Annotated in this window: 16 protein-coding genes and 1 pseudogene; 7 read left to right on the forward strand and 10 right to left on the reverse strand. The window is 64.0% G+C overall.

The window, feature by feature from the left end; translation table 11 throughout:
* Positions 1 to 40 precede the first annotated feature (40 nt).
* From SA190iCDA_RS09000 to SA190iCDA_RS09025, 6 genes are all read right to left on the reverse strand, one after another.
* Positions 41 to 751: an rRNA pseudouridine synthase gene (locus SA190iCDA_RS09000; RefSeq protein ID WP_070886624.1), complete on the reverse strand. Its 711-nt coding sequence runs from the start codon at positions 749 to 751 to the stop codon at positions 41 to 43.
* A 404-nt stretch (positions 752 to 1,155) separates the two neighbouring features.
* Positions 1,156 to 1,857, reverse strand: a complete 702-nt coding sequence (locus SA190iCDA_RS09005) for an ABC transporter ATP-binding protein (RefSeq protein WP_070886625.1) — start codon at positions 1,855 to 1,857, stop codon at positions 1,156 to 1,158.
* Positions 1,857 to 2,624, reverse strand: a complete 768-nt coding sequence (gene livG, locus SA190iCDA_RS09010; RefSeq protein ID WP_070886626.1) for a high-affinity branched-chain amino acid ABC transporter ATP-binding protein LivG — start codon at positions 2,622 to 2,624, stop codon at positions 1,857 to 1,859. Before livG ends, SA190iCDA_RS09005 begins: the two co-directional genes overlap by 1 nt.
* Positions 2,621 to 3,880 carry a high-affinity branched-chain amino acid ABC transporter permease LivM gene (locus tag SA190iCDA_RS09015; protein ID WP_070886627.1) on the reverse strand — a complete coding sequence of 420 codons (1,260 nt, stop codon included), beginning with the start codon at positions 3,878 to 3,880 and terminating at the stop codon, positions 2,621 to 2,623. Before SA190iCDA_RS09015 ends, livG begins: the two co-directional genes overlap by 4 nt.
* Positions 3,877 to 4,800, reverse strand: coding sequence for a high-affinity branched-chain amino acid ABC transporter permease LivH (livH, locus tag SA190iCDA_RS09020; protein ID WP_070886628.1), 924 nt, complete (start codon positions 4,798 to 4,800; stop codon positions 3,877 to 3,879). Before livH ends, SA190iCDA_RS09015 begins: the two co-directional genes overlap by 4 nt.
* 119 nt (positions 4,801 to 4,919) lie before the next feature.
* Positions 4,920 to 6,041, reverse strand: coding sequence for a branched-chain amino acid ABC transporter substrate-binding protein (locus SA190iCDA_RS09025; protein ID WP_070886629.1), 1,122 nt, complete (start codon positions 6,039 to 6,041; stop codon positions 4,920 to 4,922).
* 290 nt (positions 6,042 to 6,331) lie between these two features.
* Between SA190iCDA_RS09025 and SA190iCDA_RS09030 the strand changes: the two genes are divergently transcribed.
* The 3 genes from SA190iCDA_RS09030 to SA190iCDA_RS09040 all read left to right on the forward strand — a co-directional run bounded on the left by SA190iCDA_RS09030 (position 6,332) and on the right by SA190iCDA_RS09040 (position 8,046).
* Positions 6,332 to 6,643, forward strand: coding sequence for a DUF2288 domain-containing protein (locus SA190iCDA_RS09030; RefSeq protein ID WP_070886630.1), 312 nt, complete (start codon positions 6,332 to 6,334; stop codon positions 6,641 to 6,643).
* Positions 6,644 to 6,840: 197 nt separating this feature from the next.
* Positions 6,841 to 7,209, forward strand: coding sequence for a DUF5064 family protein (locus SA190iCDA_RS09035; RefSeq protein ID WP_070886631.1), 369 nt, complete (start codon positions 6,841 to 6,843; stop codon positions 7,207 to 7,209).
* Between the two features lie 45 nt (positions 7,210 to 7,254).
* On the forward strand, positions 7,255 to 8,046 hold the full coding sequence (locus SA190iCDA_RS09040) for a hydroxypyruvate isomerase family protein (RefSeq protein WP_070886632.1): 792 nt from the start codon (positions 7,255 to 7,257) through the stop codon (positions 8,044 to 8,046).
* Here the strand turns inward: SA190iCDA_RS09040 and mdoH are convergent.
* From mdoH to lon, 4 genes and pseudogenes are all read right to left on the reverse strand, one after another.
* Positions 8,029 to 10,601: pseudogene (gene mdoH / locus SA190iCDA_RS09045) on the reverse strand (glucans biosynthesis glucosyltransferase MdoH). The gene SA190iCDA_RS09040 and the pseudogene mdoH overlap by 18 nt on opposite strands.
* Positions 10,598 to 12,142, reverse strand: coding sequence for a glucan biosynthesis protein G (locus SA190iCDA_RS09050; protein WP_070886894.1), 1,545 nt, complete (start codon positions 12,140 to 12,142; stop codon positions 10,598 to 10,600). Before SA190iCDA_RS09050 ends, mdoH begins: the two are co-directional and overlap by 4 nt.
* 143 nt (positions 12,143 to 12,285) lie before the next feature.
* The gene (locus tag SA190iCDA_RS09055; RefSeq protein ID WP_070886634.1) at positions 12,286 to 13,542 is read right to left on the reverse strand and encodes an acyltransferase family protein; all 1,257 of its coding nucleotides are present in this window, start codon (positions 13,540 to 13,542) and stop codon (positions 12,286 to 12,288) included.
* Positions 13,543 to 13,949: 407 nt separating this feature from the next.
* Positions 13,950 to 16,337 carry an endopeptidase La gene (gene lon, locus SA190iCDA_RS09060; protein ID WP_070886635.1) on the reverse strand — a complete coding sequence of 796 codons (2,388 nt, stop codon included), beginning with the start codon at positions 16,335 to 16,337 and terminating at the stop codon, positions 13,950 to 13,952.
* Positions 16,338 to 16,532: 195 nt separating this feature from the next.
* Between lon and SA190iCDA_RS09065 the strand changes: the two genes are divergently transcribed.
* From SA190iCDA_RS09065 to SA190iCDA_RS09080, 4 genes are all read left to right on the forward strand, one after another.
* Positions 16,533 to 17,285, forward strand: a complete 753-nt coding sequence (locus SA190iCDA_RS09065; RefSeq protein ID WP_070886636.1) for an AraC family transcriptional regulator — start codon at positions 16,533 to 16,535, stop codon at positions 17,283 to 17,285.
* Positions 17,286 to 17,462: 177 nt separating this feature from the next.
* Positions 17,463 to 18,140 carry a methylamine utilization protein gene (locus SA190iCDA_RS09070; protein ID WP_070886637.1) on the forward strand — a complete coding sequence of 226 codons (678 nt, stop codon included), beginning with the start codon at positions 17,463 to 17,465 and terminating at the stop codon, positions 18,138 to 18,140.
* The gene (locus tag SA190iCDA_RS09075) at positions 18,127 to 20,433 is read left to right on the forward strand and encodes an EAL domain-containing protein (protein ID WP_070886638.1); all 2,307 of its coding nucleotides are present in this window, start codon (positions 18,127 to 18,129) and stop codon (positions 20,431 to 20,433) included. The genes SA190iCDA_RS09070 and SA190iCDA_RS09075 overlap by 14 nt, the downstream gene beginning before the upstream one ends.
* Positions 20,430 to 21,296 (forward strand): DUF3034 family protein, encoded by an 867-nt coding sequence (locus SA190iCDA_RS09080; RefSeq protein ID WP_070886639.1) that lies wholly within the window; start codon positions 20,430 to 20,432, stop codon positions 21,294 to 21,296. The genes SA190iCDA_RS09075 and SA190iCDA_RS09080 overlap by 4 nt, the downstream gene beginning before the upstream one ends.
* The last annotated feature ends 2 nt before the right edge of the window (positions 21,297 to 21,298 follow it).

The following is a 21,298-nucleotide window of genomic DNA, read 5'->3' on the forward strand; positions in this document are numbered from 1 at the left end:
CGCCAGCGCGGCGCATCCCTGTGAAAGGCAATGGCGTGGCTCAGAAGCGTTCCTTGGCACCCAGGTAGCGCCACTGGCCCGGCGGAACCTTGCCCATGGGCACGCCGCCGATGCGGATGCGTTTGAGGCCCAGCACCTTGAGGCCGACGCTGTTGCACATGAATACCAGCTGGCCGGGCAGCGGGTTCTTGAGGGCGAAGCGCAGGCGGGTTTCGTTCTGCCAGCTGACCTTGCAGGGCGCCAGTGGCGTGCCGTTGAACACCAGGCCCTGGTTGAGGCGCTTGAGGTCGCGTTCGGACAGCTCGCCGCTGACCTCCACCACGTACTCCTGCTCGAGCTTGGCCAGGTCTTCGCGCAACTTGCGCTCGGTGCGCCAGTCTTGGGTCAGCACGTGCAGGCCATCGGCGCCGGCCTGCAGGGGAATGCAGGGGGTCAGGCGAGCGAAGTGCCCCTTCAGGGTGCGTTGCTCGGCGCGGTCGTCGGGCCAGCGGCTATCCGGGCCGATTTCTTCGGCAGCACGTTCAGGGAAACGTCCGCTGGGGATATGTAACAGCAGAGTAACCGGCGTCAGCGGCTCGGCAACGGCGTCCGGAAGCAGGGCGACGCTTTCGTCGGTGACCTTGCGCTGTGGCTCGTCCACCACCTCACCGTCGACCGTGACCCAGCCGCCTTCGATATAGAGTTCAGCCTCGCGGCGTGAACAGCCGGTGAGTTCGATCAGGCGTTTGGACAGGCGAAGGGGAGCGGTCATGGCGGAGCATCGTCAGCGAAGTGATGCCCATTGTACCGTTGCGCAGAGACTCATGCGCGCGGCATGAAAAAAGCCGGGCAGGGTGCCCGGCTTATGGATGGGGTGATCAGAAGATCAGCGAGAAGATACCGATCACGACCAGCAGGCCGATCAGGAAGATGATGCCGATGGTGCTGCCCAGAAACTTCAGCATGGTGCGACTCCTGTTTTGTCCGTTCAGTATTGGGACTGGAGCGCGCCGGGCATCGTTCAGGGTAAATGTCCCCTGCTCTGGTACAGAGGTACGAAAACGTAGGCGAGGCAGTCAGCGCAAGGCGAAAGCAGGCTAAAAAGCGGAGTGTACGAGCTGTACATGAGCATTTTTAGCCTGCTTTCAACGCAGCGATGGCAACGTAGGTAGTTTTCTAGCCGCCCAGGTAGGCGTCACGCACCTTTGGATCATTCAGCAACTCATGGCCACTGCCCTGCATGACGATCCGCCCGTTCTCAAGCACGTAGCCACGGTCGGCGAGCTTGAGCGCCTGGTTGGCGTTCTGCTCGACCAGGAACACCGTCACCCCGTCCTTGCGCAGCTGTTCGATGATGTCGAAGATCTGCTGGATGATGATCGGTGCCAGGCCCAGCGATGGTTCGTCGAGCAGCAGCAGCTTGGGCTTGCTCATCAGCGCACGGCCAATGGCGAGCATCTGCTGTTCGCCACCGGACATGGTGCCGGCGCGCTGCACCAGGCGTTCCTTCAGGCGCGGGAACAGGTGCAGCACCTTGTCCAGTTGCTCCTGATTGTCCGCCTTGCTGCCGAAGAAGCCGCCCATGGCGAGGTTTTCCTCGACGGTCAGGCGGGCGAACACGCGGCGGCCTTCCGGCACCACCGCAATGCTCTTGCGCATGATCAGCGGGGTTTCCATGCCGACCAGCTCTTCACCCTGGTAACGGATGCTGCCGCTGGTGGCCTGGGGCGTCCCGCACAGGGTCATCAGCAGGGTGGACTTGCCGGCGCCGTTGGCGCCGATCAGGGTGACGATCTCGCCCTGGCGCACTTCCACGCTGACGCCGTGCAGCGCCTGGATCTTGCCGTAGAAGGTGGAAACGTTGTCGAAATACAGCATTACGCTTCCCCCAGGTAGGCTTTGATCACGTCCGGATTGTCGCGGATCTGCTCCGGCGTGCCGTCGGCCAGGGGCGTGCCCTGGTTGATCACGAAGATATGGTCGGAAATGCTCATGACCAGCTTCATGTCGTGTTCGATCAGCAGCACGGTCACGTTGTGCTCGTCACGCAGCACGCCGATCAGCGCTTTCAGGTCGTCGGTTTCCCGCGGGTTGAGGCCGGCGGCCGGTTCGTCGAGCATCAGGATGCTCGGCCGGGTCATCATGCAGCGGGCGATTTCCAGGCGGCGCTGCTGACCGTAGGCCAGGGTGCCGGCCGGGCGGTTGGCGAATTCGGTCAGGTTGACCTGCTCCAGCCAATGGGCGGCATAGTCCATGGCCTCGCGCTCGCTGCGGCGAAACGCCGGGGTCTTGAACAGCCCGGAGAGGAAGTTGGTGTTGATGTGGCGGTGCTGAGCGACCAGCAGGTTTTCCACCGCGGTCATTTCCTTGAACAGGCGAACGTTCTGGAAGGTACGCACCACCCCCTTGCGGGCGATCTTGTGGCCCGGCAGGCCTTCGATCTGTTCACCGTTGAGGCGGATGCTGCCCGAGGTCGGTTTGTAGAAACCGGTCAGGCAGTTGAACACGGTGGTCTTGCCGGCGCCGTTCGGGCCGATCATCGACACCACCTGTTTTTCATTGACCGAGAGGCTGACCCCGTTGACGGCCAGCAGACCGCCAAAACGCATGGACAGGCCGCTCACTTCTAGAATCGGGCGGCTCATCGTTGTTTCAACTCCAGGTGGGGGCGCTGCATGGGCATCAGGCCCTGCGGACGCCAGATCATCATCACGATCATGGTCAGGCCGAATATCAGCATGCGGTACTCGTTGAAGTCGCGCATTTCCTGCAGCAGGGTCATCACCACCGCGGCGAAGATGATGCCGAGCTGCGAGCCCATGCCGCCGAGCACCACGATGGCGAGGATCATCGCCGACTCGATGAAGGTGAACGACTCCGGCGTCACCAGGCCCTGACGGGCGGCGAAGAAGCTGCCGGCGAAACCGGCGAAGCTGGCGCCGATGGTAAAGGCCGAGAGCTTGACCGTGGTCGGGTTGAGGCCCAGGGCGCGGCAGGCGATTTCGTCTTCACGCAACGCTTCCCAGGCGCGGCCGATCGGCATGCGCATCAGGCGGTTGATCACGAAGATGGCCAGCAGCACCAGCAGCAGGGCGATCAGATAGAGAAAGATCACCTTGTAGGTGGAGTTGTAGGCGATACCGAGGAAATCATGCAGGGTCTGGCCGCCATCCGGCGCGCGGCGATCCAGCGACAGGCCGAACAGTTCCGGCTTGGGAATCGAGCTGATGCCGTTCGGGCCGCCGGTGATGTCGGTGAGGTTGCGCAGCATGATGCGGATGATCTCGCCGAACCCCAGGGTCACGATGGCCAGGTAGTCGCCCCGTAGCCGGAGCACCGGGAAGCCCAACAGGCAGCCGAAGGTGGCAGCCATCAGGCCCGCTATCGGCAATGCCGTCCAGAAGCCGAAACCGGCGTACTCGGCGAGCAGCGCGTAGGTGTAGGCACCCACGGCGTAGAAGCCGACGTAACCCAGGTCGAGCAGGCCGGCGAGGCCGACCACGATGTTCAGGCCGATGCCCAGCATCACGTAGATGAGGATCAGCGTGGCGATGTCCACCGCCGCGCGGGAGCCGAAGAACGGCCAGGCCAGGGCCACCACGAACAGCGCCAGCATGATCCAGCGCTGCACGCTGGGCAGGGTCAGGGTGTCCTTGAGGTTCGCCGGCATGCTCGGCAGCGCGCCCTTGAGCTTCTCCCCGCCAAGCAGGCGATCACGCAGCACCAGGTGCCAGATGAACAGCAGCGCGGCGGCGATGCCGATGGTCCACAGGGTTTGCGCGCTGGCACCCTGTACCTGCAGGCTGATGCCGACGACGCTGAGCTTGAGGCCGAGAATCGGGTAGGAGATCAGTAGCAGGAGAATGCTGCTGAACAGGGCAGTCTTGAGGTTCTTGCTCATACCTTTTCAACCTCCGGACGGCCGAGAATACCGGTCGGGCGGAACAGCAGCACCAGTACCAGCAGGCTGAAGGCCACGACGTCCTTGTACTGGTCACCGAAGATGTCGGCGCCGAAGGCTTCGGCCACGCCGAGTACCAGGCCGCCGAGCACGGCGCCCGGAATGCTGCCGATGCCGCCAAGTACCGCCGCGGTGAACGCCTTGATGCCGGCCAGGAAGCCCAGGTGCGGGTTGATCACGCCGTATTGCATGCCCAGCAGCACGGCCGCGACGGCCGCCAGGGCGGCGCCGATGACAAAGGTCAGGGCGATGATGTTGTTGGTGTTGATGCCCAGCAGGTTGGCCATCTTCAGGTCTTCGGCGCAGGCGCGGCAGGCGCGGCCCAGGCGAGAGCGAGAGATGAACAGGGTCAGGCCGATCATGGTCAGGAAGGTGACCACGAAGATCAGCACCTGCATGTAGGAGATCACCACGCCGTTCATGGCGCTTTCCCCGAACACGAAGTTGCCGGGCAGCGGGTTGCTGATGGCCTTGTCCTTGGAATCCTGGGAAAGCATTACGGCGTTCTGCAGGAAGATCGACATGCCGATTGCCGAAATCAGCGGGATCAGCCGGTTGCCGCCGCGTAGCGGCCTGTAGGCGACCCGTTCGATGCTGTAACCGAAAGCACTGGTGACGATGATGCTCGCCGCGAAGGCGCAGATCATGATCAGCGGCAGGCTGTCGAGGCCCATCATCGCCAGTAGGGTGATGGCAATGAAGGCGACGTAGGAGCCGATCATGTACACCTCGCCGTGGGCGAAGTTGATCATGCCGATGATGCCGTAAACCATGGTGTAGCCAATGGCGATTAGGGCATAGGTACTGCCGACGGTCAGGCCGTTGAGCAGCTGTTGCAGGTAGTGATAAAGATCAGGCATTGCCTAACTCCTGGGTTTGCGCGCACGACAGCGCTTGTGGCGCAGCGCGAAACCGGGATTCTTTCCAATAAACAAAGCCCACTGCACGTGCAGTGGGCTTTAGGCTCAGGCGGGGGGCTTTACTTGGCTTCGGACTTGGTGCCGTCCTGGTGCCATTCGTAGACCACGAAGTTGAAGTTCTTCAGGTCGCCCTTCTCGTCGAAACCAAGGGTGCCGGTCGGGGTTTCGAAGGTGTTGGCGCGCAGGGCTGCGGCTACTTCGGCGGTGTCGGTGCTGCCGGCCTTCTTGATGCCTTCGGCAATGACCTGTACGGCAGCGTAAGCCGGGAATACGAATGGACCGCTCGGGTCTTCGTTCTTGGCCTTGAAGGCCTCGACCAGTGCCTTGTTCTTGGGATCCTGGTCGAAGGATTGCGGCAGGGTCACCAGCATGCCTTCGGAAGCCGGGCCGGCGATGGCCGAGATTTCCTTGTTGCCTACGCCTTCGGGGCCCATGAAGCGAACGTCCAGGCCTTTTTCCTTGGACTGACGCAGCAGCAGGCCCAGTTCCGGGTGGTAGCCGCCGTAGTAGACGAAGTCGATGCCCTGCTGCTTGAGCTTGGCGATCAGCGAGGAGAAGTCCTTGTCGCCGGCGTTGATGCCTTCGAACACGCCGACTTTTACGCCCTTGGATTCCAGGGTCTGCTTGACGGCGCTGGCGATGCCTTCACCGTACTGCTGCTTGTCATGGATGACGGCGACGTTCTTCGGCTTGATGTGGTCGGCGATGAAGTTGCCGGCAGTCGGGCCCTGCAGGCTGTCCAGGCCGATGGTGCGGAAGATCAGCTCGTAGCCGCGGGCGGTGATTTCCGGGCTGGTGGCAGCCGGGGTGATCATCAGGATGCCTTCGTCTTCGTAGATGTCCGAAGCTGGCTGGGTGGAGCTGGAGCACAGGTGGCCGACGACGAACTTGGCGCCATCGTTGACGATCTTGTTGGCAACGGCCACGGCCTGCTTGGGATCGCACGCGTCGTCATAGACCACGCCTTCGAGTTGAGCACCGTTCACGCCGCCGGCCTTGTTGATCTGCTCGATGGCCATCTTGGCGCCGACGAACTGCATTTCACCGTACTGAGCGACGGCCCCGGTCACCGGGCCGGCCATGGCGATCTTGATGGTGTCGGCGGCGACCGAGTAGCTGGCGCAACCAGCCAGGGCCATAGCGGCGAACAGCTTGGAAATCTGCTTAGTAGCGTTGTTCATAGTGCTCCACTCGTTGTGTTTTGTTGTAGTTCTGGTAGCCAAAGCAGCAGAACCGGAGTCGACTTCCGGCCATATCCCCGGCAACTGTACCGATACAGTGTAGAGCGCGAATTTGCGCCTTGGAAAGTCGGCAGTCGAAAGAGATCGGTAAGAATGTCGCGTAATTGCAAGAAATGTATAGAAATACGGCTAGTTCCTGACCGCCGGATGGTTGACAGTCCCTTGCCTGTCAGCCGTCCGTCGTTATCATGACGGCCGTCAAAAAACGGCCATCGAAATACGGAACCGCCATGAACAAAGAACCAAGCACCCTCTATGCCAAATTGCTCGGCGAAACTGCTCCCATCACCTGGCAAGAGCTGCAACCGTTCTTCGCCCGCGGCTCGCTGCTGTGGGTCGACGGCGAACAGGACTTGGTCGAGGTGGCCGAAGCGGTGGCCGAAAACCGTCAGGAGCGGGTCGCCGCCTGGCTGGAAGCGGGAGATGTCGCGGTATTGGCCGACGCCCGAGCCGAGGATCTGGTCAACCGCGATCCGTCCCTGTGGGCTGTGGTCGTCGCGCCATGGGTACTGGTGCAAGAGCGCGCCGAAAAGGAGCACTGAGTTGAAACGGGCGTATCAAGTGCGCTGAGATGGGTATTCGCGGCGGCTCGCATGTTTCGAAAATGCCCACTATTGGTGCTTTTGATGACCTTTTATGGTGCGGCCTAGTTTTCGCATCATCCTGCACCGTGGCTGTCTATGGTGAGGAGTTCGGCGTTGACTGGCGCTTCGGTCATTTCCCACCACAGGAGACAATCATGTTCGAGCCTGGCCATTTTCACCGCAGTAACGGCGTAGCAACCGCTGATATCCCGCGCTATGCCATCGACCTGCATTACGACATCCGCCAGGATGCAGCCGAGGGACCGATGCTGCACATGACCTTGAAGGGCGAGGTCGACGGCACGGCATTCGAGGAATCCTTCGAGCTGCACCGCGACACCGCCTTCAACTTCGCCAGTGTGGTCAGCCGCCTGGCGCACAAGCATGGTCTGCCGACGGGCGTGGTGCTGATCAGCCACGAACATGACGAGTTCGACCAGATGTTCGAGGACATTCGTCATCGCCTGGATGCCCACAGCGGTGATCCGGTGAATCTCGATCACCTGGAAAAGGATGGGCTCTAAGCGTAACGTTCGCGCCGTTGAGGACGGCCAATCAGGGAGTCCCGCATGAAGCTATCCGCCAATCTGACGATGCTGTTCACCGAGCGGCCCATGCTCGAGCGCATCGTGGCAGCCGCCGCAGCGGGTTTCGAAGGGGTGGAAATACAGTTTCCCTATGAGATACCGGCGCTGCGCCTGAAGGACGAGTTGGAGCGGGCAGGGCTGCCGCTGGTGCTGATGAATTTCCCCGGTGGCGACTTTCTCGACGGTGGCCCTGGCCTGGCCGCGGTACCGGCGCGCCAGGCGGCATTCGACGAGGCGCTCGAAGCTGCGTTGACCTACGCGGCCATGGTGCGCCCGCGGTTCGTCAACGTATTGCCGGGGCGCCTGGCCGAAGGCCTCAAGCGCGAGCAGGCGCTCGATACCCTGGCGGGCCATATCCGCAAGGCCGCCGAGGCATTCGGGTTGTTGAACATCGGGGTGGTCAGCGAGGCGATCAATCCCCTCGACATGCCGGGCTTTCTGGTCAATACGCCGCAGCACCTGCAGGCGCTCCTGGCCGCCGTGGATCACGAGAATTTCCAGGTGCAGCTGGATATCTATCACATGGCCCGGCAGGGCATCGACCCGGTGCTGGCCGTGGAGGCGCTGGCGGGGCGAGTCGGCCACGTGCAGTTCGCCGATTGCCCGGGGCGCGGGGCGCCAGGCAGTGGCGGTATCGATTTTGCTGCAGTGCGCGGGGCGCTGGAGAAGGCCGCTTACCGCGGCTGGCTGGGCGCCGAGTATCGCCCCGAAGGGAGCGATACCCGTGCCAGCCTGGGCTGGATGACCGCCTGGCGGTCAGTTGACCAGGGGTGAGGGGGTGCCGACCGGCGCCAGCTTGAGCGCCTGGTTGTCATGTTTTGGCTGGGCCGGCACGCGCTGATTGTAGGCATGGCGCCACAGCGGGTGCTGTTCGGCCTGTTGCCACAGTTGCGCGTGCAGACGGGCCAGCAACACCGGGTCGCTGAGCAGCGCCAGCTTGCGTTTGCCATCGAGCTTCTTGGGGCCCAGTTCCAGGGCTTCGCCCAATGCCCGTTGGCGCGCCTGTTCGAGCAGTGGTGCCTGCCCATGACGCGCCGTGGCCATGGCGCAGGCCAGGGCGTTGGGGAAGGGCCGCAGTACCGCTTCGATAAAGCCGTTTTCCATGGCGTGCTCGCGGTTGTGCCGGGTGTAGGCATAGGTCGACAGCAACTCCTGAGGCGGGTTGGATTCCTCGGGAATCAGGAACAGCTTGGCCTTCTTGCTGCCCAGGCCCAGGCTGAGGCGGCTGGAGAACACCGAAACCGGGATCGACAGCATCAGCGAGACCACGATCGGCGACAGCCACCACAGGAAGTTCGGGTCGAGCCAGGCCACGCCCGCCGTCCAGACGATGCCCAGCAGCGCCTGCCAGCCATGACGGCGCACGGCGTCGCCCCAGGTGGTGATGCCGTTGTCACGCTGTGGCGAGTTCCAGGTGGCGGACCAACCCAGGAAGGCGGCGGTGACGAACAGGGTGTGGAACAGCATGCGCACTGGCGCCAAGAGCACCGAGAAGAGCATCTCCAGCAGCATGCTCAAGGTCGCCTTGAACGCGCCGCCATAAGCCTTGGCGCCCTTGACCCAGATAAGGATCACGGCGAGCAGCTTGGGCAGGAACAGCAGGGTCAGGGTGGTGGAGAACAGCGCGATGGCCTTCTCCGGGTTCCACCGCGGCCACACCGGGAACAGCTGGCCGGGTACCAGGAAATACTGCGGCTCCATCAGCGTGTGGATGGCCAGCAGGGCGGTGGAAAGCAGCAGGAACATAAACCACAGCGGTGCCGACAGGTAGGACATCACGCCGGTCAGGAACACCGCGCGGTGCACCGGATGCATGCCCTTGACCAGGAACAGGCGGAAGTTCATCAGGTTGCCGTGGCACCAGCGCCGGTCGCGCTGCAGCTCGTCGATCAGGTTGGGCGGCAGTTCCTCGTAGCTGCCCGGCAGGTCGTAGGCGATCCACACGCCCCAGCCGGCGCGGCGCATCAGCGAGGCTTCGACGAAGTCGTGGGACATGATCGCGCCGGCGAACGAACCCTTGCCCGGCAATGGCGCCAGGGCGCAGTGTTCGATGAACGGCTGCATGCGGATGATCGCGTTGTGGCCCCAGTAGTGGGATTCACCGAGCTGCCAGTAGTGCAGGCCAGCGGTGAACAGCGGGCCGTAGGCGCGGGTGGCGAACTGCTGCAGGCGTGCATAGAGGGTGTTCATGCCCGCGGCTTTCGGCGAGGTCTGGATGATGCCGGCCTGGGGTTGGCTTCCATCAGCCGCACCAGCTTGGTCAGGCATTCGCCGCTCATCACGCTGTCGGCGTCGAGCACCACCATGTAGCGGTAATCGCCACCCCAGCGGCGGCAGAAGTCGTCGATGTTGCCACTCTTGCGCTTCACGCGGCGGCGACGACGGCGGTAGAAGATGTTGCCGAAGCCCTCGGTCTCCTGGCACAGCTCCAGCCAGGCGCGCTGCTCGGCCACGGCGATATCGGCGTCGCCGGTATCGCTGAGCACGAAGAAGTCGAACTGGTCGAGCTCGCCGGAGGCCTTCACCGACTCGTAGGTGGCGCGCAGGCCGGCGAATACCCGGGGCACGTCCTCGTTGCAGATCGGCATGATGATCGCGGTACGTGCCTGCGGGTCGATCGGCTCGTCACCGGCGCTGCTGCCGGAAATACCGTAACGGTCATAGCCGCGCATCAGTTCCCAGAAGCCCATCAGGGCTGTCCAGAAACCGGCCGATACCCAGCAGAACAACAGGGAAAACAGTGCCAGGATGCTGCCTTGCACCACATAGGGCAGTACTTGGAAGAAACTGTCCTGCCACCCTTGCTCCATCACTTCCTGCAGGTTGATCAGCCCCCAGCCCTGGTAGGGCAGGATGCTGTTCATGTACCAGGTGGCGACGGCGGTCTGGCCGAGCATCAGCAGGAGCAGCACGTAACGGCGCAGCGAACCGACCCGGCGCCAACGGGCCGGCTCCAGTTCGCGCTCGGGCGGACGGGGCGGATTACGCTTGCCGAACAGCGCGCGAAAGCCGCGGGTCAGCAGGTTGGTGCGCCACGGCTCGGGGGTCATCTTGGTGCGGTTGAGCGGCGGCGCGGCGCGCAGAACCGGCCGCCCGGCTGCATCGAGAGCGAGCAGGCCGGTCGCTTCCAGAGGCTCGCCCGCGCCGAACTCGATACGGCGGGCGGCGGACTTGTGCACCGCCTCTTCGGCCTCGGCTGCCGGCACGCCGCCGAGGCGGCTGTGCAGTTCGGTGAAGTCGCGACAATCAGCCAGCGCCTCGCGCTCGGTGGCACTCAGAGGCAGGCTGTCCAGGTACTCGTCCAGGGCGGACTGCTCGGTGGTTTTCATTGGGGGGCAACCGTGTTGGGCGGGAGTTGATAGCTCCAGGTCTCGCTGAGGGTCTTGTCACCCTCGACCAGAGCCGCGCGCATTTCCACCGCTTGCTTGGGATCCTTGACCTTGAAGCGCACCGTCATGCGCCAACCTTTGGTGGCCTTGTTGTACTGCAGGTGATTGTCCAGCACCTCGGCGTTGTCGTTGATGCTGAAGTTGCTGGCTACCGCGGCATCGGGCTTGAGCGCTTCCAGGGACGGGCCTTCGAAGTCCACCAGCAGGGCGATGCTGCCATCGAGCTTGCGGGTCAGGTTGGGCTGCTTGACTTCACCGGCGCTGCGCATGGTCTGCTTGACCCAGGCGATGTCCTGGCCCAGCTGGGCGCGCTCGTCCTTGGTCCAGTGCATGCGGTAGTCGAACTCCATCGGCTCGCCCGGCTCGGGCTGCTCATCGGGGATCCAGAAGGCGACGATGTTGTCGTTGGTCTCATCCGGGGTGGGGATCTCCACCAGCTCGACCTTGCCCTTGCCCCATTCGCCCTTGGGTTCGATCCACACGCTGGGGCGCTGTTCGTAGTGGTCGTCCAGGTCTTCGTATTGGGCGAAGTCGCGGCCGCGTTGCAGCAGGCCGAAACCTTTCGGGTTCTGCACTTCGAAGGTGCTTACCGCGAGGTTCTGCGGGTTGTTCAGCGGGCGCCAGATATGCTCGTCGCTGCCGGTATGGATCGCCAGGCCGTTGGCGTCGTGCAGGGCCGGGCGGTAGTTGGCCTTGGCGGAGCGCTGGTTGCTGCCGTACAGGAACATGCTGGTCAGCGGCGCGACGCCCAGCTTGTTGACGTTGTCGCGCAGGAACACCCGGGATTTCACATCGACCACCGCGTCGTTGCCGGGGCGCAGGATGAACCGGTAAGCACCGGTGGCGCGGGGCGAGTCGAGCAGGGCGAAGATCACCAGGTGCTTGTCGCCGGCTTTCGGGCGCTCGATCCAGAACTCGCGAAAATAGGGGAATTCCTCGCCGCTGGGCAGCGCGGTGTCGATGGCCAGGCCGCGGGCCGAGGTACCGTAGACCTGATCCTTGCCGACCACGCGGAAGTAGCTGGCGCCGAGCAGGCTCATGATTTCGTCGAGCTTGTCCTTCTCGTTGACCGGGTACATGACGCGAAAGCCCGCGTAGCCCAGCTCCTTGGTGGCGTCCTGATCGACTTTCAGGTCGCCGAAGTCGAAGCGCTCGGGGTCGTATTTGATCTCGTTGACGCGGGTGGCGGTCACTTCGTTGATCTTCACCGGGGTCTCGAAGTGCATGCCCTGGTGATAGAAGCTCAGCTTGAAGGGCGTCTTGCTGTCGGCCCATTCATACTTGTCTTCACGTGCCTTGATCTGCTGGTAATCCTTGAACGACAGGGTGCGCAATTCGCTGGGCAGGTTGCTGGCAGGCGCGGCGTAAGGCTTGTCCAGCAATCCCTTGGCTTGCGAAGCCACATCGTCGAGGGAGAAAGCCAGCACCTGGGCACTGAACAACGTGGTGGTGCAGGCCAGGCACAGCGCAGCTGGAAGCATGCTGTGGCGGACAGATGCCTTGACGGTTTTGAGGATCACGGATCCCTCCAGAAAACAGTAAGAAACAGCGGCACGGTCGGCCGAACACTTCCTTCCGACCGTCGCCATTGCAGATGATTCCTGGGAATTTCCTTTCCTTTGGCTCAGCTTGTGCTACGCCGTACCGGCAGCCACTTGAGCAGCCGTTTGCGGGTCGGCACCACGGCGTTCTCCTGGGCCCAGACGCAGAGGATCACCGTCAGTAGCAGGAACAGTGGGTAGAAGACGATCGACAGCTCCTGCTCGCCAGCCTGCACCGCGCACTGCGCCCAGTTGGCGAAGCAGTCGCCGGAGGCCACGCCGAGCAGCTTTTCCGAACGGGAAAACAGGGTGAAGGCCGGTACGTGCAGCACGAACAGCGGCAGCGAGGCGGCGCCCAGGCGCTGTGACCAGCGCCTAACCGATTCGCTGTCTGGCGAGGCTGCCAGCGCACAGAGGTAGATCAGCATGACCTGCGCCGGCAGCAGCAGGCCGTTATGCAGCAGGTAGTACCAGAACTGCGGCCCTTCGATCAGCCAGGCCGTGGCGAGGAAACAGGCCACTACCGTGGCGATCATCAGCCCGACGCCGCCCGCGCCCGGGGTACGGCCGGCGTCCTGCAGGTCGCGGAACAGCCCGTAGGCGAGAATGCCGGCGAGAAACTCGGGCAGGCGCACCAGCGGGTTGCGGTGCAGGATGCCGGTGAACGGCATGCCGTAGTCACCGTTGAGAATCACCAGCACCGGCGGAATCAGGTAGATCAGGGTGATGATGCCCAGCCACAGCACCTTGTGCTTCAGGCGCGCCAGGCGCGGCGCCACGAAGGGAAAGGTGAGGTAGAAGAAGAACAGCGTGGAGATCGACCACAGCGGCGCGTTGAAGGTCAGGTAGAAGGGGTTCCAGGCCTGCAGCATCAGCAGTTGCAACACGCTGTTGAAGGCCAGCTCGCCGTTGCTCATGAAATGCTCGAGCGTGGCGCGCGAGATATCGGTCATGTCCTCGTTGGTGTCGTACACCACGAAACGGACACTGGCCTTGGTGTCGTCCGGCGGAATGCCCAGGCTGCTGATGACGAAGATCACCGAGATGGTCAGCAGCAGCGAAAAGATATGCAGCGGGTAGAGATTGGCGAAGCGCCTGCTCCAGAAACTCACCGCCGGTTCGCGCAGCTGGCCGCGCTGGCAGTAGACGTGGGCGAGTAGAAAGCCGGAGAGCACGAAGAAGGTACTGGTGGCGAAGAAGCCCGCGCCGCTGAGCTGCTTGATGATCGGCAACTGCTGTTCTGGGTAGTTGTGCAGGGTGTGGAAGACCACGATGTACAGGCCGAGTATGAAGCGCAGCCACTCGAGCCCGATGAAATGTTCCTTGTCGGTGCGGGGCATCCCCGTTCTCCTTATATCGACAATCGCCCCGGCACGGATCGACCTGCACAGGCGAGCCTCACGGCAGCCGGGTCAGGTTCTGACAGCAGCATTCGGGTTTCGATCTATCGATTTGCCAGCAGGCGGGCACGGGGGAGGTCTGTTCACGACCTCGCGAGCTAGAGCCATACCAGGCCTAGGCGGACGGTGAGCAGAGATTTCGAGGGGAGGCCGGGCGGCGATCCGCTTTAGCCTCGATTTTGCCTGACTAGGCGTAAAGAGCTCGCGGCTAAAACCCCTGCCACGAGATCGCGAACGGCTGCTATCGCCACGTTGCAGTCCACATAGATAGAACCCGGCATGAAGATCGTGAACAGGTTCTAAAAAGCAGCGAGCTGCCCTATCAGGCAGCCCGCAGCATAGGGCGATCAGTCGAACAGCACCTTGGCGACATCGCTGAAGCGTTTGGCGAAGTGCACGGTGATGCCCTGCTTGAGGTAGTCCGGCAGCTCCTGATAGGAACCGCGGTTGGCCTCGGGCAGGATCAGCTCGTGAATCTTCTGCCGGCGTGCGGCGATGACCTTCTCGCGCACCCCGCCGATGGCCAGCACCTGGCCGGTCAGGGTCAGCTCGCCGGTCATCGCCACGCCTTTCTTCGGCACCTGGTTGCGGGCCAGGGAGAGCAGGGCGCTGGCGATGGTGACGCCGGCGCTCGGGCCGTCCTTGGGCGTGGCGCCTTCGGGCACGTGCATGTGCACGAAGGCCTGGTCGAAGAAGGTCGGGTCACCCTTGTAGGTCTTCAGGTTGGAGCTGACGTAGCTGTAGGCGATCTCCGCGGATTCCTTCATCACCTCGCCGAGCTGGCCGGTGAGCTTGAAGCCGCGGTTGAGGGTGTGGATGCGCGTCGCCTCGATCGGCAGGGTGGCGCCGCCCATGCTGGTCCAGGCCAGGCCGGTGATCACGCCGACACCGGACAGCACCTGCTCGCTGCGAAACACCGGCATGCCCAGGTAGCCTTCCAGGTCCTTGGCGGCGATCTTGACCTTGCTCTGCGGATCCTCCAGCAGTTGCACCACCGCCTTGCGCACCAGCTTGCCGAGCTGCTTCTCCAGCTGGCGCACGCCGGCCTCGCGGGCATAGCCTTCGATCAGCGCGCGCAGGGCGCTGTCGCTGATCGACAGCTGCTTGGTGGATACGCCGGCCTTGTCCAGCTGCTTGGGCCACAGATGGCGTTTGGCGATGGCCAGTTTTTCCTCGGTGATGTAGCCGGACAGGCGGATCACTTCCATACGGTCGAGCAGCGGGCCGGGAATCGAATCCAGGGTGTTGGCGGTGCACACGAACAGCACCTTGGAGAGGTCCAGGCGCAGGTCCAGGTAGTGGTCGAGGAATTCGACGTTCTGCTCCGGGTCGAGGGTCTCCAGCAGCGCCGAGGCCGGGTCGCCCTGGAAGCTGCTGCCCATCTTGTCGATTTCGTCGAGCATGATCACCGGGTTCATCACCTCGACCTCCTTGAGCGCCTGCACCAGCTTGCCGGGAAGGGCGCCGATGTAGGTGCGGCGGTGGCCCTTGATCTCGGCCTCGTCACGCATGCCGCCCACCGAAAAGCGGTAGAACGGCCGGCCCAGGGATTCGGCGATGGACTTGCCGATGCTGGTCTTGCCCACGCCCGGCGGGCCGACCAGCAGCACGATGGAGCCGGCGATCTCGCCCTTGAAGGCGCCAACGGCGAGGAACTCGGTGATGCGCTGCTTGATGTCGTCCATGCCGGCATGGTGATCGTCGAGCACCTTGCGCGCGTGCTTGAGGTCGAGCTTGTCCTTGCCGACCACGCCCCAGGGCACGCTGGTGGCCCAGTCCAGGTAGTTGCGGGTGACCGCGTATTCCGGCGAGCCGGTTTCCAGCACGGAGAGCTTGTTCATCTCCTCGTCGATGCGCTTGCGCGCCTGTTCGGGCAGGGTCTTGCCTTCCAGGCGCCCGCTGAACTGCTCGGCGTCGGCGCTGCGGTCGTCCTTGGTGATGCCCAGTTCCTGCTGGATGATCTTCAGCTGTTCCTTGAGAAAGAACTCGCGCTGGTGTTCGCCCACCGAGCGGTTCACCTCGTCGGAGAGTTCGTTCTGCAAGCGTGCGACTTCGACTTCCTTGCGCAGCAGCGGCAGGACCTTTTCCATGCGCTTGAGAATCGGCACGGTGTCGAGCACTTCCTGCAGCACCTTCGATTGCGCGGTGGTCAGGGCGGCCGCGAAGTCGGTGAGCGGCGAGGGATCGTTGGGGCTGAAGCGGTTGAGGTAGTTCTTCAGCTCCTCGTTGTACAGCGGGTTGAGCGGCAGCAGCTCGCGGATCACGTTGATCAGCGCCATGCCGTAGGCCTTGACCTCGTCGCGGGAGTCGTTGGCGTTGCGCGGGTAGTCGACCTCGGCCAGGTAGGGCGGGCGGTGGTGCTTGAGCCAGCCGCGGATGCGCACCCGGGTCAGGCCCTGGGCGACGAACTGCAGCTTGCCGTCGTCATTGCTGACATGGTGCACGCGCACCACGGTGCCGTGTTCGGGCAGGCTGGAGGTGTCGAAGTGACGGGGATCGGTAACCGGCTTGTCCACATAGAACAGGGCCAGGGTCTTGTGCTCGGTCTTGCTGACCAACTCCAGGGTTTCCGCCCAGTGCTCCTCGTTGACGATCACCGGCAGCACCTGGGCCGGGAAGAAGGGGCGGTTGTGGATCGGAATCACATAGAGTTTGTCCGGCAGGTTCTGGCCGGGCAGCATCAGGCTGTGGCTGGCTTGCTCCGAAGCGATCTCGATATCGTGCGGGTCGTTCATGCGGCACCTGTCCATTGACGTTGAGGGTTAGATGGGGCGCCGCCGGCTTTTTTCAACATTTATTCATGGACCAGGCGTTTCGCTTGCCAGCCTCCGGTACCGCGCTTTTTCCGTCTTCAGGCCTCCTGTCGCCACCCATACAGTTTTGCCCGGCAACGCGGTAGAGTGCGCGCGTCGCCCCTTGAGTCGCGAATCATGCTCAACGCCCGCCTCATGCGCCTGGACGATCAGGCCCACGAACATACCCACGACCACCATCAACTGGTGATGTCGGTGTCCGGGCGTGCCGAGTTCGAGGTGGTGGGGCGTGGCGGCGAAGTGTGCCGCATGCGCGCCTGCCTGGTGCCGGGCGATGCCGACCATCAGTTCGCCGGTATCGGCGACAACCGCATGCTGATCGTCGACCTCAACGAGCAGGACATGAGCAGCGAAGACCTGCAACTGCTCGGCCACCTGTTCGACACCCCGCGCTACCCGCAGCTCGATGCCGACTTCCAGCACCTGCTCTGCTACGCCGGCGCCGAGCTGGAGCGCTATGGCAGCGACCCGCTGCTGGCCCGTTCGCTGGGCGGGGTGCTGCTGCGCGCCCTGCACCTGCGGCTGTTCGGCGAGCCGTCCGTGCGTGGCCATGGCTCGCTGGACGTGCAACGCCTGGACGGTTACATCGCCGACAACCTGGCACGGCGCATCAGCGTGGCCGAGCTGGCCCATGTCGCCTGCCTGAGCCCGAGCCATTTCCACGCGCAGTTCAAGGACAGCGTCGGCCTTACGCCGCACCAGTACCTGCTCAAGGCGCGCCTCGATCGCGCCACCCGTCTGTTGCGTGGCAGTGGACTGCCACTGGTGCGCATCGCCGAGGAGTGCGGCTTCTCCAGCCAGAGCGCACTGACCACCGCCATGCGCCGCTACCTGGGGCTTACGCCAAAGCGCCTGCGCGGCAGCGAATAGCGCTCAGGGCGCGGTTTTGGAGCCATTTCGTCTGATAGTGGCATTTTGACTTTATTGGTCATCATAAAAGCTCGAACTTATCCCAGGGGGCGGCTAATCTTTCCCGCAGACCTCCCTGATCAGCGTAGAGGCCCCTGCGGCCTCCCGGCAGGGCTGAGCAGCCCTTGACGAGCGCCTATGACCAAATCCTTTTTCCTCGCTGCACCCCTGTACCTGATCGGCGCGCTGGGCCTGGTCGAGGCCGCCAGCCTGCAGGGCGACGTGGTGGACGCCAAGGGCGCGCCGCTGGCCAATGCCGTGGTGACGCTGCAGGGCCCGGCAGGGGGCGCCGCCGCGCCGGGCAAGGCGGTGATGGACCAACAGGAGATGCGTTTCGTGCCCAGCGTGCTGGCCGTGCGCACCGGCACCGCGGTGACCTTTCCCAATCGCGACGACATTCGCCACCAGGTCTATTCGTTCTCACCGGCCAAACGCTTCGAGCTGCGCCTGTACCAAGGCACGCCCAGCGAACCGGTGCTGTTCGACAAGCCCGGCCTGGTGGTTCTGGGCTGCAATATCCACGACTGGATGGTGGGCTACATCTACGTCACCGATGATCCCTGGTTCGCCGTCAGCGACGCCCAGGGCAAGGTCAGCTTCGACAACCTGCCGGCTGGCGACTACCGCGTGACCCTCTGGCATTCGGCGCTGCCCGACATGCAACCGCGCCAGGGCGAGGCGTTCAAGGTCGAGGGCGCTGCGGCGCAGCGCTTCACCCTGCCGGTCGAGGCCGCCAGTGAGGCCGAGCCACCGGGCGCGCCACCCAGCGCCTTTGGCGATGCCTTCAAGAAAGCCGTGGAACATGGTTCGCACTAGCTTCCAGGCGCGTATCGCCAGTGTGCTGATCCTGCTGTTGCTGGTGGTGATCGGCGCGCTGTATTTCGCCGTGCAGGCGGCCACCACGGCGTCGATCCGCACCCAGGCGCGCGAGCAGCTGGAGGTGGGAACCAGCGTGTTCGGGCAACTGCTCGACGTCCACGCCCGGCAGCTGCGCGACGCGGTACAGGTGCTGACCGCCGATTTCGGTTTCCGTGAAGCGGTGGCCAGTGGCGACGAGGCGACCATCCGCTCGGCGCTGTTCAATCATGGCGCGCGGATCAATGCCGGCGTGGTGATGATGTTCGACATGGATGGCAAGTTGACCGCCAGCACATTGGCGCCGCTCTCCGTGTCGCGGGCCGAGCAGATCAACGGGCAACTGAGTCAGCATGGGCAGAGCCTGCTCATGCCGGTCGATGGCCGCATCTATCTGTTGGTGCAAGCCACCGTCAATGCCCCGGTGCCGATCGCGCGGCTGGTCACGGGGTTCGCCATCGATGAAGGGTTCGCCCGCGAGCTGAATCAGCTCACTCACCTGGAATTGACCCTCACCGGCAGCATCGAAGGCCAGCCGGACGTGCATGTGAGCACTCTGCAGGACATGCCGATGATCACCTTCGACGGTGACAGCGGCGAGGTCATGCATGGCGGCGAACCCTTTCTGGTGCAACGCCTGGTACTTGCCAGCGGTGACGGCTTCCGCGTGCAGGCCCTGCTGCAGCGCTCGCTTGAACAGGCCCGGGGCTCGGTGGCTGCCCTCAACAAGCAGATTCTGCTGATCGCCGTGGCCGCCCTGGTGGCGTCCCTGCTCGGTGCGCTGCTGCTGGCGCGCAGCCTGTCGCGGCCAATCCGCCAGCTGGCCGGTGCGGCGCAGCGGGTTGGCCAGGGCGACTACGACGTGCCGCTGGCCCTCGACCGCTCCGATGAACTCGGCAGTTTGGCCAGTGCCTTCCAGAGCATGCAGCGCGGTATCGCCGAGCGTGAGCGGCAACTGGCCCATAACGCCCTGCACGACTCCCTGACCGGCCTGCCCAATCGCAACCTGGCGCTCGAACGCCTGAGCAGTGCGATCATGGCCGAGCGGCATATCGCCTTGCTGTACCTGGGCATCGGCAACTTCCGTACGGTCACCGAAAGCTGCGAGACGGGCGGCGGCGACCGCGTCATGCAGCAACTGGCCGCCCGCCTGCAGGCGGCGTTGCGCCCCTCCGACAGCCTGGCGCGGCTGCACGGCGACGAGTTCGTGCTGCTGCTCGATGGCGCCGACGTCGACAGCGCGGTGGCCACGGCCGACCGGGTGCAGCAACTGTCCATGAAGCCCTTTCGTATCGGCAACGTGGACATTGCCCTGGATTGCCGCATCGGCATCGCTGGCTACCCCAATGATGGGGTGACACCTGAAGAGCTGCTGCGCCGCGCCAGCATTGCCATGCAGGACGCCGGGCACCTGGCTGGCCGCATCCAGGTCTACGAGAGTGGCCGCGATGCCGCCCTGCAGCGCCAGGTGCAACTGATCCGCGACCTGCGCCGCGCCGCCCAGCGTGACGAACTGCTGCTGCACTACCAACCCAAGCTGGACATCCGCAATCCGGCGCGCATCCAGGCCGAAGGCCTGCTGCGCTGGCAGCACCCGGAGTTCGGCATGGTATCGCCGGGCGAATTCATCCCCTTGGCCGAGCGCACCGGCAGCATCCAGAGCCTCACCGCCTGGGTGATCGAGGAGGGCGTGCGGCAGTTGCAGGCGTGGCGCCAGCGCGGCCAGGTGGTGCAGCTGTCGCTGAACATCTCTACCGAGGACCTGATCGACGCCGAACTGCCCACCCGCGTCGGCCGGTTGCTGGCCCATTACCAGATTCCCGCCTCGCAGCTGATCTTCGAAATCACCGAGAGCGGCGTGATGCTCAACCCGGCCGTCGCCCTGCAGGTACTTCACGCGCTGCGCGAGAAAGGCATCGGCCTGTCGGTGGACGACTTCGGCACCGGCTATTCTTCACTGGCGCAGCTCAAGCGCATGCCGGTGCAGGAATTGAAGATCGACCAGTCCTTTATTCGCGAGTTGGACGACACCAGCGAAGACGCGGTGATCGTGCTCTCGACCATCGAGATGAGCCACAGCCTGGGCCTCAAGGTGGTGGCCGAGGGCGTCGAGCTGCAGCGCAGCCTGGAGCTGCTCGACCGCTGGCAGTGCGACAGCGTGCAGGGCTACCTGATCAGCCGACCCCTGGCGGTGCAGGCGTTCGAGGCCTGGATGCAGCGGCCGTTAACTTCTCCCGTTTCCCTGGTGCATTGACCATGTGGCTATCGCAACTGACCGGCGCCCTGCTGTTGGGCTTGCTCACCTCGGCCGCCCTGGCCGGCGAAGGCCGCTTGCTGGCAACCGGCGGCGCCAGCAGCCTGGAAGGCGCTGCCGGTGGCGGCATCACGCCCTGGGCGGTGCTGTCCGGTTATGGCGAGAAGGGTGAGTGGGGCGCCGACGTGTTCGCCACGCGGGTGGAAACCGGTGACTACCGCCTGGACGTGGCCGGCGTGGCTGCGGCCTATGACAACCGCATCGAGCTGTCCTACGCGCGCCAGCGCCTCGACCTGGGCAACCTGGCCCGTGACCTGAGCCTGCCGGAAAACAGCCTCAGCCAGGATATCTTCGGTATCAAGGTGCGCCTGTTCGGCGACCTGATCTACGATCAGTTGCCCCAGGTTTCCCTGGGTATCCAGCACAAGCGCCAGAAGGACTTCCTGATCCCCAGCCTGGTCGGTGCCCAACGCGACGAGGACACCGAAGGCTACCTGACCGCCAGCCGGCTGATCCTTGGTGGCGCCTTTGGCTACAACCTGCTGCTTAACGGCGGCGTGCGCTACAGCCGCGCCAACGAGCTGGGCCTGCTGGGCTTCGGCGGTGATCGCCGCGACCGTCGCTCGGTGCTCAAGGAAGGTTCGCTGGCCGTGCTGCTCAACCGCCAGTGGGCGGTGGGCGTCGAGTACCGGGAAAAGCCGGACAACCTCAACTTCGCTGGCGAAAGCGACTGGGCCGACCTGTTCGTCGGCTACTTCCCCAACAAGCACCTGGCCATCGTGCTGGCCTATGCGCGCCTCGGCGAGATCGCCACCCTGGATAACCAGAACGGCGCCTACCTGTCCGTGCAGGGGAGTTTCTGAGC

It is taken from the genome of Pseudomonas argentinensis, assembly GCF_001839655.2.
GTDB classification, from domain to species: Bacteria; Pseudomonadota; Gammaproteobacteria; order Pseudomonadales; family Pseudomonadaceae; genus Aquipseudomonas; species Aquipseudomonas argentinensis_B.